Source organism: Streptomyces collinus Tu 365 (genome assembly GCF_000444875.1).
Classification (GTDB): domain Bacteria; phylum Actinomycetota; class Actinomycetes; order Streptomycetales; family Streptomycetaceae; genus Streptomyces; species Streptomyces collinus_A.
The window spans coordinates 766,263-781,346 of the sequence record NC_021985.1 but is presented as its reverse complement, the minus strand read 5'-3'; the positions used below and the strand labels follow the sequence as shown (position 1 = coordinate 781,346).

Below are 15,084 nucleotides of genomic sequence, written 5' to 3'. Positions count from 1 at the left end.
CCGACCGCCGCCTCAGGCGTCGGCGAACAGCGGGTCGTAGGGCGTGGACCGCTGCCGGCCCGCCATGAAGGTCAGGAAGTCCTGCACGAAGGCGCCCCGTGTGTACGCGGCGGTGTCGGCGGTGGTGTCGCGGTGGAAGCCGGTGCGGAACAGGGCGCGATACTCGGCCGCGTCGATACGCTGGTCACCGTCCTTGTCGGTGACGTCGAAGAGCACCTCGGCGGCTCTGATCAGCGCCGGACCGGCCAGCGTCGGAGCGGCCGCCGCGAACTCCTCGGCGCTGACGCGGCCGTCGCCGTCGGTGTCGAGGGCCGTCTGCAGCTCGCGCCACCAGGCGGCGAAGGCGTCGTACAGCCGGGTCTCCTCGGGTTCGTCCAGGTCGAGGCGGCTGGACAGTTCCCGGGCCATCGCGGCGAGGTCCGGCCAGGTGAGGTGTCCGTCGCCGGTCTGGTCGAGCACGTCGCGGAAGAACTCCTCCGTGCCGCGCCGTCCCGCCGACGGCGGCGCCGCGGGCTCCGGTTCGGGCACCGACGGAGTGATGAGCCGGAGCAGGGCCCCGGCGCGCTGCATCTGCTCGCGCAGGGCCTCGACCGTCCTGGCCCGCGGGTCGTCACTGCCGGGGGAGAGGGCCAGCAGATCGGCGATGTTCTGGGCCTTGACCCAGCCGTCGGGCAGGAAACGTGCCAGGCCGACGGCCAGGTAGGCGCCCTGCATCAGGGTCTGCGCGCCGGGCAGTTCCGGCAGGCCGGCCCGGCGGCGGAAGGATTCGGGCAGGGACGCCACGGTGATCGCTCCGATGGCCGGGCCCGCGACGGCCCGTCCCGCCGCCCACAGCGTGGGCAGGCCGTGCAGCAGCGGGGGAGCGGGGAGGTGGTCGAAGAGCTTGTACAGGATGACGCGCATCGCCTCGGTGTTCTCCAGTTCCTCCTCGACCATGCGGTCGTAGTAGGACCAGAACTCGCCCAGCGTGGGCGGCAGCTGACCGGCCTCGTCCCCCAGCGCGGCGAGGTAGGCCCGGAACTCGCCGTACAACCTCTCCACCGCGTCGGGCTGCATGGGCTGACCGCTCAGCCGGCACATGGTGACGGCGCTCTCGAACAGCGTCGCGACCACCCAGGCCCGCACACCCGGGTCCATCGCGTCGTACGGCCGGTTCTGCGCGTCGACTCCGTTCAGCCGGGCGTGCAGGCGGTTGAGCCGCGCCGCCTCCCGTGCGCGCACGTGGTCGTCCGCGCCGAACATGCGCTGCAGGCTCAGGAACGTGTTGCGCAGCCGCCGCCAAGGGTGGGCGACGAAGGTGGAGTTGTCGATCAGCGCCCCGCCGATCTGCGGGTGCGCCGCCTCCAGCACGGTCGCCCGTACCATGGCGAGCGCCCAGCGCGGGTCGTTGAACAACTGGTCGAACTGCGAGCCCGGGCCGAACGAGGGGTGCTGCTCCGCGCCGCTCCCCGTCTCCGAGGTGCGTTCGTCACGGGCGTCGTGGCCGCTGGGGCGGCGGCCGTCTGCGTTGCTCAAGGTCACGAATCTCCGTTCTGCTTCGGGAGCACGCCGCCGAAGCGGCGCTGGCGTTGCCGGTACGTGTGCAGGCACTCGAGGAAGTGCGGCGCGCGGAAGTCGGGCCACAGCACGGGCGGGAAGACCCACTCGGCGTAGGCGACCTGCCAGAGCATGAAGTTGGAGATGCGCTGTTCGCCCGAGGTGCGGATGACCAGGTCGACGTCCGGTGTGTCGGGGAAGGGCAGGTGGGCGGCGAAGCTCCGCTCGGTCACGGCGTCGGCCGGTACTCCGCTGCGGATCAGCGACCGCGCCGCGGCGACGATGTCCCCGCGGCCGCCGTGGTCGAACGCGACGGTCAGCGTCATGCCCCGGTTCCTGCCGGTCAGGGTCGACAGATCGGTGAAGTCCCGGGTCAGGGCCGGAGGGATCCGCGGGTCCGACACACCGAGGAAGCGGCAGCGGATGCCCCGCGCGTGCAGCAGCGGGGCGTGCTTGCGCACCACCCGGCGCACCAGCCGCATCAGATAGTCGACCTCTCCGTCGGGCCTGCGCCAGTTCTCCGTCGAGAACGCGTAGAGACTCAGCCACTCCACGCCGGCCGACCGCGCCGCCTCGATCACGTCGATGACCGTGCGCTCCGCGGCACGGTGGCCCTCGGTGCGCGGCAGCGAACGGGCCGCCGCCCACCGGCCGTTCCCGTCCATCACGCACGCCACGTGCCGGGGCGTCGGACGCTTCCCGGAACCTGGGCTCCGTCCGGGCACGGAACCCGTACCCGAGGCGGCCGGACCGTCGACGGCCGACGTCCACGTCATGCCCTCACCCACCCCCACGCGAGACGACTCCCCACTCGCAGGGTGCCAGCCCGTCGTCGCGCACGCCGGGCCGGCGGCGCGGTTTCACCTTTGGTACGCGCGTCCGATCCGGCGCGTCCACGACGTTGACATGTACATGGCGTGAGACTACGTTGCGGCAGTACTCCAACCTGGTGCGGATCCCAACGCCCTCATGGAGAACGTAAATCCTGAGACAACGTTGTCAACCCCCCGTGACCGAAACTCAGGAGGCCAGACCGCCATGTTCCCGATCTCGACCGCCGAGCACCCGCCCGGTGCGCGCAGACGTTGGTCCCGCACGCGCCACGTCCGCATGGCCCTGGGGAGCGCCGTCGGCGCTCTCCTGCTGGGTGCCTACGCCCTGCCCGCCCCCGCAGCCTGGGCCGCGGCACCCCCGAGGGCGCCCCGACTCGTCACGTCACCGGCCGACTTGGTCAACCCCTTCATCGGCACCTCCAACGACGCGAACGACTTCCCGGGCGCGGACGTGCCCTTCGGCATGGTGCAGTGGAGCCCCGACACCTCGTCCCGGCCGCCCGGCGGCGGCTACGAGTACAAGGACTCCTCGATCACGGGGTTCAGCCTCACCCACCTCGCGGGGCCCGGCTGCGGCGCGGCCGGTGACATACCCGTGCTGCCCACGGTGGGTGCCGTCGACAACGCGGCCACGGCCTCCTTCTCGCACGCCGGTGAGTCCGCGACGGCCGGGTCCTACAAGGTCGCCCTGGACAACAAGGTGACCACCGAGCTCACCGCGACCACCCGCAGCGGCATGGCCCGCTTCACCTTCCCCTCGACGTCCCAGGCCAACCTGCTCTTCAAGCTGTCGCGCAGTCAGAACGGCGCCTCCGCCACACAGTTCGAGGTCGTCTCCGACACCGAAGTGAGCGGCCAGGTCACCAGCGGGCGGTTCTGCGGGGCCGGGAACACCTACACCGTCTACTTCGACATGGTCTTCGACCGGCCCTTCGCCGCCAGCGGGAGCACGCTCGCGGGCGCGACGCCCCTGCGCCCACCGACGACCGACCGGGCCGGCAGGCACGACGCCGACAAGCCCAACAAGCCCCGGCTGCACGGCGCGCCACCCAAGCGCGCCTCGCGTCCGGCGGCGCGCGGGGCGGCCGCCGCCCCGCAGGCCGCCGCGTCGAACGCGCACGTCACCTTCGACACCCGCAGCAACCCGGTCGTGCAGGCCAAGGTCGGCATCTCCTACGTCTCCGCGGCCGACGCGGTGGCCAACCGCACCGCCGAGAACCCCGGATGGAACTTCACCGACGTCCGCACCGCGGCCCACACGGCCTGGGACAACACGCTCGGCAGGGTGCGGATCGCCGGCGGCACGGCGGACCAGCAGACCGTCTTCTACACGGCGCTCTACCACTCGCTGCTGCACCCGAACGTCATCAGCGACACCAACGGCCGGTACTACGGCTTCGACGGGAAGACGCACACGGTCGCCGCCGGACACAGCGCCGCCTACGCGAACTACTCGGGGTGGGACATCTACCGCTCCCAGGCCCAGCTCGAGGCGCTGGTCAGCCCCCAGGTCGCGTCCGACACCGCACAGTCGATGACCGACGACTACGTCCAGACCGGCATCTTCCCCAAGTGGTCCGAGTACAACGGCGAGTCCTACGTCATGGTCGGCGACCCGGCGGCGGTCATCCTCGCCGACTACTACGCCTTCGGCGCACGGAACTTCGACACCTCCACGGCTCTCGCCGGACTGCTGAAACAGGCGAGCACCGCCAACAACGACCGGCCGGGGCTCACCTACCTGGACAGCCCGGGTTACGAGCCGCACGACGGCAGCTACGGCTGCTGCAACTTCTACGGCCCCGTCGCCACGACCCTGGAGTACGACACCGCGGACTTCGCCCTCTCCGCCTTCGCCGGCGCCCTCGGCGACACCCGCAGCCGGCAGACCTACGCCCACCGCGCGCAGGACTGGCGCAACGTGCTCAACCCGGCCTCCGGCTTCGTCCAGCCGCGCAACGCCGACGGCTCCTGGACCGGCGGGTTCGACCCCACCTCGGGCACGGACATGGTGGAGGCGGACTCCTGGATCTACACGGGCATGGTGCCGTTCGACGTGGCCGGGCTCGCCACCGCCAAGGGCGGGAACAAGGCGATGAACGACTACCTCGACACCGTGCTGCGCAGCTACACCGGAGCCAACGGCTACGCCTGGGTCGGCAACGAGCCGAGCGTCGAACTGCCCTGGGAGTACGACTACATCGGCGAGCCGTACAAGACCCAGGCGACCGTGCGCTCGGTCCAGGACCAGATCTGGTCGAACACCCCGGCCGGACTCGCCGACGGCAACGACGACCTGGGCGAGATGAGCGCCTGGTACGTGTGGTCGGCGCTCGGCATGTACCCCATGGCGCCGGGCACCTCGGACCTCGCGCTCGGCTCACCGCTGTTCTCCCAGGCCGTGATCACGCTGCCGTCCGGCAGGACGCTGACGGTCGACGGCGTCGGAGCCGCGGACAACGCGCCCTACGTCCAGTCCGCGACCTTCGACGGGTCCGCGTGGAACAACGCCTACGCGCCCACGACCGCGATCACCTCCGGCGGCACGCTGAGCTTCACGCTGGGCACGAGCGCGAACACCGGCTGGGCCTCGGCCGCCTCCGCCGCCCCGCCCTCCTACCCCGGCGACACGTCCGCCCCGGCCAAACCCCGGGTGGGTCCCGTCACGGCGGGGGTGAGCTCCGCCCTGTGCGTCGACGACGCCGGCTCCGGCACCGCCGACCACACCGCGATCAGGCTGTGGGGCTGCAACGGCACCTACGCCCAGGACTGGACGGTCGCCGCCGACGGCACGCTGCGCACCCTCGGCAAGTGTCTCGACGTGTCCAGCAGCGGCACGGCCGACGGCACCCTCGTCCAGCTCTACACCTGCAACGGCACCGGCGCCCAGAAGTGGACGGCGGGTTCCGACGGCTCCCTGAAGAACCCCAACTCCGGCAAGTGCCTGGACGATCCCGACTCGTCCACGACGCAGGGCACCCGGCTCCAGATCTACACCTGCAACGGGACGTCCGCGCAGAAGTGGACGCTGCCGCCCGCCTGACGCTCCACACCCCAGGCACCCGTCACGCCTGGGCTCTCGTGGCCCCGCCCCGCCGGCGGGGCCACGAGCACGTGGAGCGCCCGCCGAGGCGCCGGCACCCTGTCGGCCGGCCTGCGCCGGGCACTCCGGCACCCCTGTACGGCCCTGGCTTCCTGGAGCCGGCGGAGCAATCGAGCATTCCGCCACCACACCCGACCGGAGGCGGCGTCCCGGGGCGGGTGCGAGGCCGGCGGCCCCGGTGGCCCGGGGGGAAGGCCGTCCGCTGTTGCTCACTTTCGGGTGGCGGGCCGCCCGTGACCGTGCGCCGCGCGGCGTGACGGGGCGCCGAGTGAACGTTTCGGCGGATGGATGGAGCGTGCAGGCGAGTGTCACCGAAATATGCGCAACGTGTAACACGCGACGTGTATGCCCCGTTTGCTCGTGTTCCGGGTGGAAGGTGTGCGTGTGCGGCCGCCGGGCCGCTCACCACCACCGCACTCCGGCCCGCGGCACGTCGCCGTGGTCCCCGGGGTGCCCGTATCCGCAAGGGGGACCTCGTGTCCGCTTCCGTTCGTGTGACCCCGCTCCGCCTGACCGCGGCGGCCGCCGTGGCCGCCCTCGCCGTGGGCGCGGTCGCGCTGCCCGCCGCAGCGGCGGACCGTCCCGGCCCGCACTGGGACCGCAGCCAGGTGGTCATCGGCGACGTCCAGTACGGCCCGAGCCGCTTCGAGCGGTCCAACCACTCCCTCAACCGGGAATGGGTGGAGATCACCAACAACGGCCGTCGCGACGTGAACCTGCGGGGCTGGACGCTGTCCGACGGGGACGGCAACACCTACACCTTCCGCTTCTACCGGCTGGAGGGCCGGTCGAGCGTCCGCGTCCACACCGGCTACGGCCGTGACGGCGGAGCCGACGTCTACCAGGACCGCCGACGCTCCGTGTGGGACCGCGACGCCGACACCGCCAGCCTGCGCGACGAGCGCGGCCGCCTCGTGGACGCCACCTCCTGGGGCGGCGACCGGCGCGACCACCGTCACTTCGGCGACGACGACAGCGACTTCCGCGGCGACGCCCGCGGCCGCCAGGACGAGCGCCACTTCCCCGGCCGGGACGACGACCCGCGCGGCCGGCAGGACGACGGCCACGGTCAGGACCACGACCGCCGCGGCGACCACCGCCACTGACCTGTCGGGGGTGCCGGCGGCCCGGCCACGGCACCCCGCCGGCCGCGACCGCGGCGCGCCGCTTCCGGGGGTGCGGCGCGCCGCACCCGCCGCACCCGCCCCGCGCCGCACCTGCCCCGGGCCGTCGCGTTGCGTGCGGTGTGGCCGCCAGGGCCTGTTGCGAAAGTGGCCTTCTGCGGGGCGACGCCCGGCCGCCCTTCGGGCGACGAGGCCACTTGCGCAACAGGCCCTAAACGGCCGGCCGTGTACCGGCCGTCGGCAGCGGCGGAAGGGGTGTCTCGTGCAGCCAGGCCGTGAACAGGCCGTCCAGCGGCTCCTGCGCGTACCGCGCCACGTGCGAGGTGAACGTCGCCGTCGTCACGGCCGCCCCCCGGTGCTGCTCGGCCCAGCCGCGCAGCATGCGGAAGAACGCCGGGTCGCCCAGGGCGATCCGCACCGCGTGCACCGCGAGTCCGCCCCGCTGGTAGAGCCGGTCGTCGAACATCAGCTTGCGGCCCGGGTCGGACAGCCTGAGGTCCTGCGGCAGCGCGGCCAGCGACCGGTGCGCGGCGGCGGCCAGCCGCCCGGCGTCGCGACCGCCCGAACGCTCCGACCACAGCCACTCCGCGTACTTGGCGAGGCCCTCGTTCAGCCAGATGTGCCGCCAGTCGGCGAGCGACACGCTGTTGCCGAACCACTGGTGCGCCAGCTCGTGCGCCACCAGCCGCTCCGAACCCCGCACGCCGTCCACGTGGTTGGCGCCGAACAGCGACAACCCCTGTGCCTCCACCGGGACGTCGAGCTCGTCCTCCGTGACCACCACGGCGTACTCGTCGAACGGGTAGGGCCCGAACAGCTCCTGGAACAGCTCCATCATCGCGGGCTGCCGGGCGAAGTCCCGGGAGAACCGCGGCAGCAGGTGCGCCGGGATGTGCCCGTGCTGCGGCACACCGCCCGGCCCCGGGTCGCCCAGCAGCACGGTCTGGTACGTGCCGATCGCGAGACCCACCAGATAGCTGGAGGTGGGCGCCGCCTGCTCGTAGACCCAGGTGGTCGTCGAGGCCTTCGTCGTACGGGTCAGCAGCCGTCCGCCCGCGACCACCGCGTACGCGGACGGCGTGGTGACCGACAGCAGGTACGACGCCTTGTCGGCCGGCCGGTCGTTGCACGGGTACCAGGACGGCGCCCCGACCGGCTGGCTGGCCACGAGCGCCCCGTCCTCCGTCTCCTCCCAGCCGAGCCCGCCCCACGGACTGGCCACCGGGCGGGGGTTGCCCGACCAGTGCACCTCGATCGTGAAGGCGGCCCCGGGCCGCGGCGGCTTCGCCGGGCGGATCCGCAGCCGGCCGCCCCGGTGCGTGTAGTGCGGCTGCTTGCCGTCCACGCGGACCCGGCCGATCCTGAAGTCGGCCAGGTTGAGCTGGAACTCGGTCAACTGCGTCCGGCCCGCGATGGCGTTGATCCGGGCCGTGCCGGACAGCCGGTTCGGGCCCGGCCGGTAGTCCAGCGTGAGCTCGTAGCGGTGCACCCGGTACCGGGGATCGCCGTTGGCCGGGAAGTACGGGTCCGGTCCCATGGACCGGGTGGACTGCATGGACTGCTCAACTGCCACTGCCGCGTCTGCTCCCTGCGCTGTGCCGGTCCTGCGTGCCACCGGTGCGCCGCCCGCCGGTGCCGGACGGCCCGCTTTCAGGGACGCCATGCCTCGATCGGGTTGCCGAGCCAGCGGGTGTCGTCCGGGACGGACTCCGCGGCCATGACGAGCGACGCGGGACCCAGCGTCGTACGGGCCCCGATCGTGCTGCCGGGCAGTACGATCCCGCCAGGGCCGAGCGTGGCGCCCTCACGGAGGACCACAGTATCCGTCCGCAAGATCCGGTCGTGGAAGAGGTGCGTCTGGAGCACACAGCCCCGGTTCACGGTCGACGCGTCCGCCAGGGTCACCAGATCCGTCTCCGGCAGCCAGTAGCTCTCCACCCACACTCCCCGGCCGATCCGCGCGCCCAGGCCCCGCAGCCAAGCCGTCAGCACCGGCGTGCCCGGCACCACACCGGCCAGCCACGGCACCGCCAGCACCTCGACGAAGGTGTCCGCCAGCTCGTTGCGCCACACGAACGCACTCCACAGCGGGTGCTCGCCCGCGCGGTGCCGTCCCACCAGCAGCCACTTGGCGGCGACCGACACCGCCGCCGCCACCCCACCCGCCGTGAGCAGCACAGGGCCCGACAGCAGCGGCGCCCACACCCCCAGCGCGCACAGCGCGGCCACCGTCAGGCCGGCCAGCGCGGCCGAGCACAGCACCGGCACGATCCGGCACGCCTCCACCAGCCCGCGCGCCCAGCACAGCCGGGCGGCCGGAGCGTAGGTACGGCTGTGGTCCCCGTCGCTCGCGCTGCGCGGCAGCTTCACCGGCGGCAGCCCCAGATACGAGGTGCCCTTCTTCGCCTTCTTCGGCGTCGCGGACAGCACCCCGACCAGACCGCCGTCCGGCACGCTCCGGCCCGGTGCGGTCATGCCGGAGTTGCCGAGGAAGGCCCGCCGCCCGATCTCGGCGCGCCCGATCCGCATCCAGCCACCGCCGAGTTCGTACGGCGCGGTCAGCGTGTCGTCCGCCAGGAACGCGCCGTCCCCGACCGTGGTCAGGCTGGGCAGGGCGAGGACGGTGGACACCTCGGCGCCCCGCCCCACGCGCATGCCCAGCAGCCGCAGCCACACCGGTGTCACCAGACCGGCGTACAGCGGGAACAGCGTCTCCCGGGAACGGTCCATCAGCTGGGTGACGGTCCACGCCTGCCAGCCGGTCCGGCCGTGCGTCGGATGGGTGCCCGCGCGCAGGCCCATGGAGAGCAGCCGTACGGCGAGGAGGATCAGCAGCGCGTACGCCAGTCCGAAGGCGAGGGTGGCCGGCACCAGCGCGAGCGCCGCGTGGCCCAGCGCCTCGGGGAGCCCGTCGCCGGGCGCCACGAACAGCCCCACGACCAGCAGGGCGGGCACACCCGCGAGCAGCGGCAGGGCGCTCAGCGCGAGACCGCTCACGCCGTACAGGACCCGCCAGCGCCTGCCCCGCGGCGGACGCTCCTTGGGCCAGTTGTGCTTGGCCTTGCCCAGCTTGGCCGCGGGCGCCCCGGCCCAGCGCTGTCCGGTCGGGACCCGGCCGGTGACCGCCGACCCCGGCGCCACCTCGGCCCGCTTGCCCACGCGGGCACCCGGGAAGAGCATGCTGCGCGTCCCCACCACCGCGTGGGCGCCCACCCGGACCGGACCGATCTCCAGCCGGTCGCCGTCCAGCCAGTGACCCGAGAGGTCGACCTCCGACTCCACGGCGGCCCCGCGCCCCAGCCTCAGCATGCCGGTCACCGGCGGCAGCGAGTGCAGGTCCACGTCGGCGGCCACCCGGGCGCCCAGCGCCCGCGCGTAGCGCTCCAGCCACGCCCCGGTCAGCGAGGTCGCGCCACTGAACTCGGCGAGCCGCTCCGCGGTCCACAGGCGCAGATGGACGCTCCCGCCACGCGGGTACCGTCCGGGCGCGACCCCCCGCAGCAGCAGCCGCGCACCGCCCGCCGCCGTCGCGATCCGCCCGGGCGGGCTGAACAGCGCCGCCGCGCCCGCGGCGACCAGCCACCAGGGGGCGGTGGGCAGCACGGAGTAGCCCGGCAGCAGAACGCCCAGCGCGGCCAGGGCGACGGTCCAGCGCAGTCCGAGCAGGGTGAACAGCGGTACCAGGAGCAGGGTCTGGACGACCCGGGCGCGCATCGGGACGGGCACGACCGTCCGGGCTCCGCCGTCGTCCTGCGCCGACGCCTGCAGGTGCCGGGCCAGCTTGCGCAGCACCGGCCGCTGGTAGACGTCGAGGACGGCCGCGCTCGGGTAACGGGTGCGCAGCCGGGTGGTCAGCCGGGCGGCGGCGAGGCTGCTGCCGCCGATCGCGAAGAAGTCGTCACCGGCGTCCCGCACCGGGACGCCGAGGACCTCGGTCCACTGCTCGGCCAGCCACGCCTCGGTGCCGTAGAGCTGTTCGCCCGGACCGTCGTCCGCCAGCCCCTCCAGCGGCCACGGCAGTGCGGCCCGGTCGACCTTTCCCGAGGTGCGGGTGGGTAGTTCACCGACCGGAGCGAGCAACGGCACGAGGGCGGCGGGCAGTTCGGCGCGCAGCCTCGCCACCGCCGCCGTCCGGTCCCAGCCGTCCTGCGTGACCACGTACCCGACGAGGAGCTGGTTGCCACCACGGGCGGTGCGCACCGCGGCGGCCGCGCCCGCGACCCCCGGCAGCGCGCACAACGCGGCGTCCACCTCGCCCAGTTCGATCCGCCGCCCGCCGAGCTTGATCTGCTCGTCGGCCCGTCCGAGGAACACCAGGCCCTCCGGCTCGGCCCGGACCAGGTCGCCGCTGCGGTAGGCGCGCGGCCAGCCGAGGGAGTCGAGCGGCGCGTACTTCTCCGCGTCCTTGTCCGCGTCGAGGTACCGGGCGAGCCCGACCCCGCCGATCACTAGCTGTCCGCTGCCGCCCAGGGCCACCGGCTCGCCGGTCTCGTCCACGACGGCGAGCTCCCAGCCGTCGAGCGGCAGTCCGATGCGCACGGGTCCGTCGCCGGTCATCAGCGCGGCACAGGCCACGACGGTCGTCTCGGTGGGCCCGTAGGTGTTCCACACCTCGCGCCCCTCCGTCACCAGCCGCTGGGCCAGTTCGGGCGGGCAGGCCTCCCCGCCGAAGATCAGCAGGCGTACGTCGTCGAGGGTCTCGGGCTCCCACAGCGCGGCCAGCGTCGGCACCGTCGACACCACCGTGATCTCCTGCTCGACCAGCCAGGGACCGAGGTCGGCGCCGCTCCTGACCTGCGACCGGGGCACGGGCACCAGGCACGCCCCGTACCGCCAGGCCAGCCACATCTCCTCGCAGGACGCGTCGAAGGCGACGGAGAGCCCGGCCATCACCCGGTCCCCGGGCCCGATCGGCTCGTCCCTGAGGAAGAGGGCCGCCTCGGCGTCGACGAAGGCGGCGGCGCTGCGGTGGGTGACCGCGACGCCCTTGGGCCGTCCGGTGGAGCCGGAGGTGAAGATGATCCAGGCGTCGTTCCCGGGAGCGGGCCGCCCCGCGGGGCCGCCGGGGGAGCCCGTCACGTCGATCCGGTGACCGGCCCGGACGACCGCCCGCACCCCCGCCTCGCCGAACACCAGCTCGGCCCGCTCGTCCGGGTCCTCGGCGTCGACGGGCACGTAGGCGGCACCGGCCGCGAGCACGGCCAGCACGGCGACGTACAGGTCGTTGGTCCCCGACGGGACCCGCACCCCGACCCGGTCGCCGAGTCCGACCCCGGCCGCGGCGAGGCGGCGGCGCAGCTCTTCCACCTCGGCCGCGAGCTCCCGGTAGGTGAGGCGCGTACCGCCGTCGTCCAGGGCCGGCTCGTCCGGGTACGAACGCACGGAGGCGTCGAGGACGTCGATCAGCGTGCGCGGCGGGGCGGCGGGACCCGCGGTGAAACGTGCCGTGTCGCCGAACCGCTCGCGGAACTCCTCGTCGAGCAGGCCGAGAGCGCTGCCCTCGTGTATGGCTGCCATCCGGTCCTCGCGTCTCGTTCCCGGAAGTCCCCGGGGCGCCGGCGGGCCCGCAGGTCTGCCTGGGGTCGTCCGGCTCCGGCTTCGTGACAAGCCGGGAATATTAGTACGACGCTAGCCGCGGCCCCCGGCCCGGACCACTCGGTACGGCCGTTCGGGGACCGCCGGGTCACCGTCCGGACCGCGCCGGCCTGCCGGAACGCGCGCGGGGCGAGACATCCCCCACACATGCGCTCAAGCCAGGGTGTTTCGCGGCCCGTTCGGAGATGTGCGGGGTCGCGGGGAGCTGTAGGCTGGCCGCGGTCGGTGTCAGAACGTCGGAGCAGAGAACGGGAACGAGGGGAGGTGAGGTTGATGACCGCGCGCGAGGCCACCGTCCGTGCCGCTTGGGTCTCCCTCACGTCCCGGGCCGTGGCCTGACCCGTTCTCCGCCCCTTCTCCGCCCTCGCCGAGAGCGTGAGCTCGCGGGGCTCGTCCACACGAACACCGATCCGAAACGGATACGCGTCCGCGATGAACACCACCTGGATCACCCGCGCCGAGACCGGCGCCGACCGCCACGCCGTCCACGAGCTCGTGCGCGCCGCCTTCGGCCGCCCGGCGGAGGCCGATCTCGTCGACGCGCTGCGCGACGACCCGGCCTGGCTCGACGGCCTGTCCCTGCTCGCCACCGACGCCCACGGCACCCCGGTCGGACACGCCCTGCTGACCCGGGCCCACATCGGCGAGGTCCCGGCCCTGTGCCTGGGCCCTGTTGCCGTACTGCCCGGCCATCAGCGCACCGGCGCCGGCTCCGCAGCCGTCCGGGCCGCGCTCCGGGCGGCCGGGGCGCGCGGCGAGCACCATGTCGTGGTGCTCGGACACCCCGGGTACTACCCGCGCTTCGGCTTCACCCGTGCCTCGGCCCACGGGATCCGGCTGACCGTCGACGTCCCTGACGAGGCCCTGATGGCCCTGGCCCTCGACCCGGCCCACCCGCTGCCGGCCGGAACCGTCCGGTACGCCGCGCCGTTCGGTATCTGACCGTTCGGTATCTGACCGGTCGGCGTCCGGCCCGGTGGCGCCGGAGACGGAGGTCTTCGGCGCCACCGGGCCGGCGGCTCACTGACCGCCGAGTCCCGTCGTGGCGACCGACTTGACGATCTGCCGCTGGAAGAACAGGAAGACCACCACGAGGGGGAGCGCCGCGAGGACGGCGGACGCCATGGTCTGCGCGTACTGGACGCCGTACGCGTCCTTCACCGAGGTGATGCCGACCGGCAGGGTCATCAGTGCGGGGTCCGACGTCGACACGAACGGCCACAGGAAGTTGTTCCAGGCCCCTATGAACACGAAGACCGACACGGCCGCCAGCATCGGCCGCGAGAGCGGCAGCAGCACGGACCAGAAGATGCGCCAGTGACCCGCCCGTCGATACGCGCGGCCTCCTCCAGCTCGCGCGGCAGCGAGTCGAAGTGCTTCTTCAGGATGAACACCATCACCGGTGCCACCGTCTGGGGCAGGATCACCGCCGCGTAGGTGTCGACCAGGTGCAGCGTGAGCATCTGCCGGAACCACGGCACCACGAGCAGTTGCGGCGGCACCAGCACGGCCGCCACGGTCAGCGCGAACAGCCGGCGGCGCCCGGCGAAGACCGTGCGGGAGAAGGCGTACCCGGCCATGGCGGAGACCAGCACCGTGATGACGGTGACCGCCGCGGAGACGAGGAAGCTGTTCAGCATCCACAGCGGAAGGTCGCCGCGCTCCCACACCGTCGAGAACCCGTGCAGCGTGAAGCCGTGCCGGGGCAGGAACCAGTGTCCCGGGTCGCTCGCGTCCTGCTCGGACTTGAACGCGGTGAGCAGGGCCCACGCCATCGGCAGCAGCCACACCAGGGCCAGCACGGCGAGCGCGGCGAGCGCCAGGGCCCGGGCGAGCCGGCTCTCGCCGAGCGTGAGGCCGGTGCGCCGCCCGGTGTCGGGGCGTGTGGAGCGTGGCGCTCTCGGCGGGCGCGCCGCGCGGGCGGGAGCGGCGGGGCGGACGGGCAGTTCGGTGGAGGTCATCTCATTTCTCCCGGCGGCGGAGGGCGGCGTACTGGGCCGCGGAGGCGAGCAGGACGAGGGCGAAGAAGACGTAGCTGATCGCCGAGGCGTAGCCGAGCCGGTATCCGGTGAAGCCGACGTCGTACAGGTACTCGACGACCGGACGCGTGGAGTTGTTCGGGCCGCCCTTGGTCAGCAGGTAGACCTGGTCGAACACCTTGAGTGAGGCCAGCACCTGCAACACGGTGACGACGGCCGTGATACGGCGCAGCTGGGGCAGGGTGATCGACCACAGCCGGCGCCAGGCGCCCGCGCCGTCGATGGCCGCGGCCTCGTACAGGTGGTCGGGGACCGCCTGCAACGCAGCCAGGAACAGCAGGAAGTTGAAGCCGACCGTCCACCACAGCGTGGTCAGCACGATCGCCCACATCGTCACGGACTCGTCGCTCAGCCAGGACACCGGGCCGATCCCCACCAGGTCCAGCAGGTGGTTGAGCAGGCCGAGATCCGGCTGGTAGAGCCAGATCCACAGCAGGCTCACCACGCCGACCGGCAGCAGGTAGGGCGCGAAGAACGCGAGCCGCCACACCCATTGGCCGGGCAGGCCGGTGTGCACCAGCAGGGCCATGCCGAGGGCCACCGCGACGAGCGGGACGGTCGACAGGAGGGTGAACCAGACCGTGTGGCCGAGGGAGCGCCACATCTCGGCGTCCCCGAGCGCCTCGGCGAAGTTGTCCAGGCCGACGAAGGACGGGGCGTGGGCCGACAGCGAGGCGTCGGTGAGGCTCATCCACAGGCCCTGGACCAGCGGCCACAGCATGAAGAGGGCGAACAGGACGAGGAACGGCAGCGCGAACAGCAGGCCCGGGGGCAGCAGCCGGCGCACCGACGGGGCCCCGGGGCGGGGCGAGGCGTGGGGAGAGGACATCGTCGTGCCTCCTGCGCGATGGATC

At 73.2% G+C, this 15,084-nt stretch carries 8 protein-coding genes and 1 pseudogene; 3 read left to right on the top strand and 6 right to left on the bottom strand.

Going from position 1 to position 15,084, the window contains the following annotated elements; all coding sequences use genetic code 11:
- Nucleotides 1-12: 12 nt before the first annotated feature.
- The gene (locus B446_RS03015) at nt 13-1,515 is read right to left on the bottom strand and encodes an oxygenase MpaB family protein (RefSeq protein WP_052352113.1); all 1,503 of its coding nucleotides are present in this window, start codon (nt 1,513-1,515) and stop codon (nt 13-15) included.
- A gap of 2 nt (nt 1,516-1,517) precedes the next feature.
- Nucleotides 1,518-2,312, bottom strand: coding sequence for a polyprenyl diphosphate synthase (gene uppS, locus B446_RS03010; protein WP_193384425.1), 795 nt, complete (start codon nt 2,310-2,312; stop codon nt 1,518-1,520).
- 262 nt (nt 2,313-2,574) lie between these two features.
- Here uppS and B446_RS03005 point away from each other — a divergent pair, with 262 nt between their 5' ends.
- Both B446_RS03005 and B446_RS03000 read left to right on the top strand, forming a co-directional pair.
- Entirely contained in the window at nt 2,575-5,412 is a 2,838-nt protein-coding gene (locus B446_RS03005; protein ID WP_020937929.1) for a lectin, read from the top strand.
- A gap of 536 nt (nt 5,413-5,948) precedes the next feature.
- Nucleotides 5,949-6,578, top strand: coding sequence for a lamin tail domain-containing protein (locus B446_RS03000; protein WP_237751121.1), 630 nt, complete (start codon nt 5,949-5,951; stop codon nt 6,576-6,578).
- A gap of 229 nt (nt 6,579-6,807) precedes the next feature.
- Here the strand turns inward: B446_RS03000 and B446_RS02995 are convergent, their stop codons facing one another.
- Together B446_RS02995 and B446_RS02990 are read right to left on the bottom strand one after the other, a co-directional pair.
- Nucleotides 6,808-8,151 carry a M1 family metallopeptidase gene (locus B446_RS02995; RefSeq protein WP_020937927.1) on the bottom strand — a complete coding sequence of 448 codons (1,344 nt, stop codon included), beginning with the start codon at nt 8,149-8,151 and terminating at the stop codon, nt 6,808-6,810.
- Between the two features lie 95 nt (nt 8,152-8,246).
- The gene (locus tag B446_RS02990) at nt 8,247-12,113 is read right to left on the bottom strand and encodes a Pls/PosA family non-ribosomal peptide synthetase (RefSeq protein WP_020937926.1); all 3,867 of its coding nucleotides are present in this window, start codon (nt 12,111-12,113) and stop codon (nt 8,247-8,249) included.
- 510 nt (nt 12,114-12,623) lie between these two features.
- Here B446_RS02990 and B446_RS02985 point away from each other — a divergent pair.
- On the top strand, nt 12,624-13,133 hold the full coding sequence (locus tag B446_RS02985) for a GNAT family N-acetyltransferase (RefSeq protein WP_020937925.1): 510 nt from the start codon (nt 12,624-12,626) through the stop codon (nt 13,131-13,133).
- A 78-nt stretch (nt 13,134-13,211) separates the two neighbouring features.
- Here the strand turns inward: B446_RS02985 and B446_RS02980 are convergent.
- Both B446_RS02980 and B446_RS02975 read right to left on the bottom strand, forming a co-directional pair.
- Nucleotides 13,212-14,152 (bottom strand): annotated as a pseudogene (locus B446_RS02980) (carbohydrate ABC transporter permease).
- Between the two features lies 1 nt (nt 14,153).
- The gene (locus tag B446_RS02975; protein ID WP_020937922.1) at nt 14,154-15,059 is read right to left on the bottom strand and encodes a carbohydrate ABC transporter permease; all 906 of its coding nucleotides are present in this window, start codon (nt 15,057-15,059) and stop codon (nt 14,154-14,156) included.
- Nucleotides 15,060-15,084: the final 25 nt, after the last annotated feature.

What these genes read in the sequence shown, in the direction of transcription:
- uppS (WP_193384425.1), bottom strand. Translation starts at nt 2,312, where the DNA reads ATGACGTGGACGTCGGCCGTCGACGGTCCGGCCGCCTCGGGTACGGGT.
- B446_RS03005 (WP_020937929.1), top strand. Translation starts at nt 2,575, where the DNA reads ATGTTCCCGATCTCGACCGCCGAGCACCCGCCCGGTGCGCGCAGACGT.
- B446_RS02995 (WP_020937927.1), bottom strand. Translation starts at nt 8,151, where the DNA reads ATGCAGTCCACCCGGTCCATGGGACCGGACCCGTACTTCCCGGCCAAC.
- B446_RS02990 (WP_020937926.1), bottom strand. Translation starts at nt 12,113, where the DNA reads ATGGCAGCCATACACGAGGGCAGCGCTCTCGGCCTGCTCGACGAGGAG.
- B446_RS02985 (WP_020937925.1), top strand. Translation starts at nt 12,624, where the DNA reads ATGAACACCACCTGGATCACCCGCGCCGAGACCGGCGCCGACCGCCAC.
- B446_RS02975 (WP_020937922.1), bottom strand. Translation starts at nt 15,059, where the DNA reads ATGTCCTCTCCCCACGCCTCGCCCCGCCCCGGGGCCCCGTCGGTGCGC.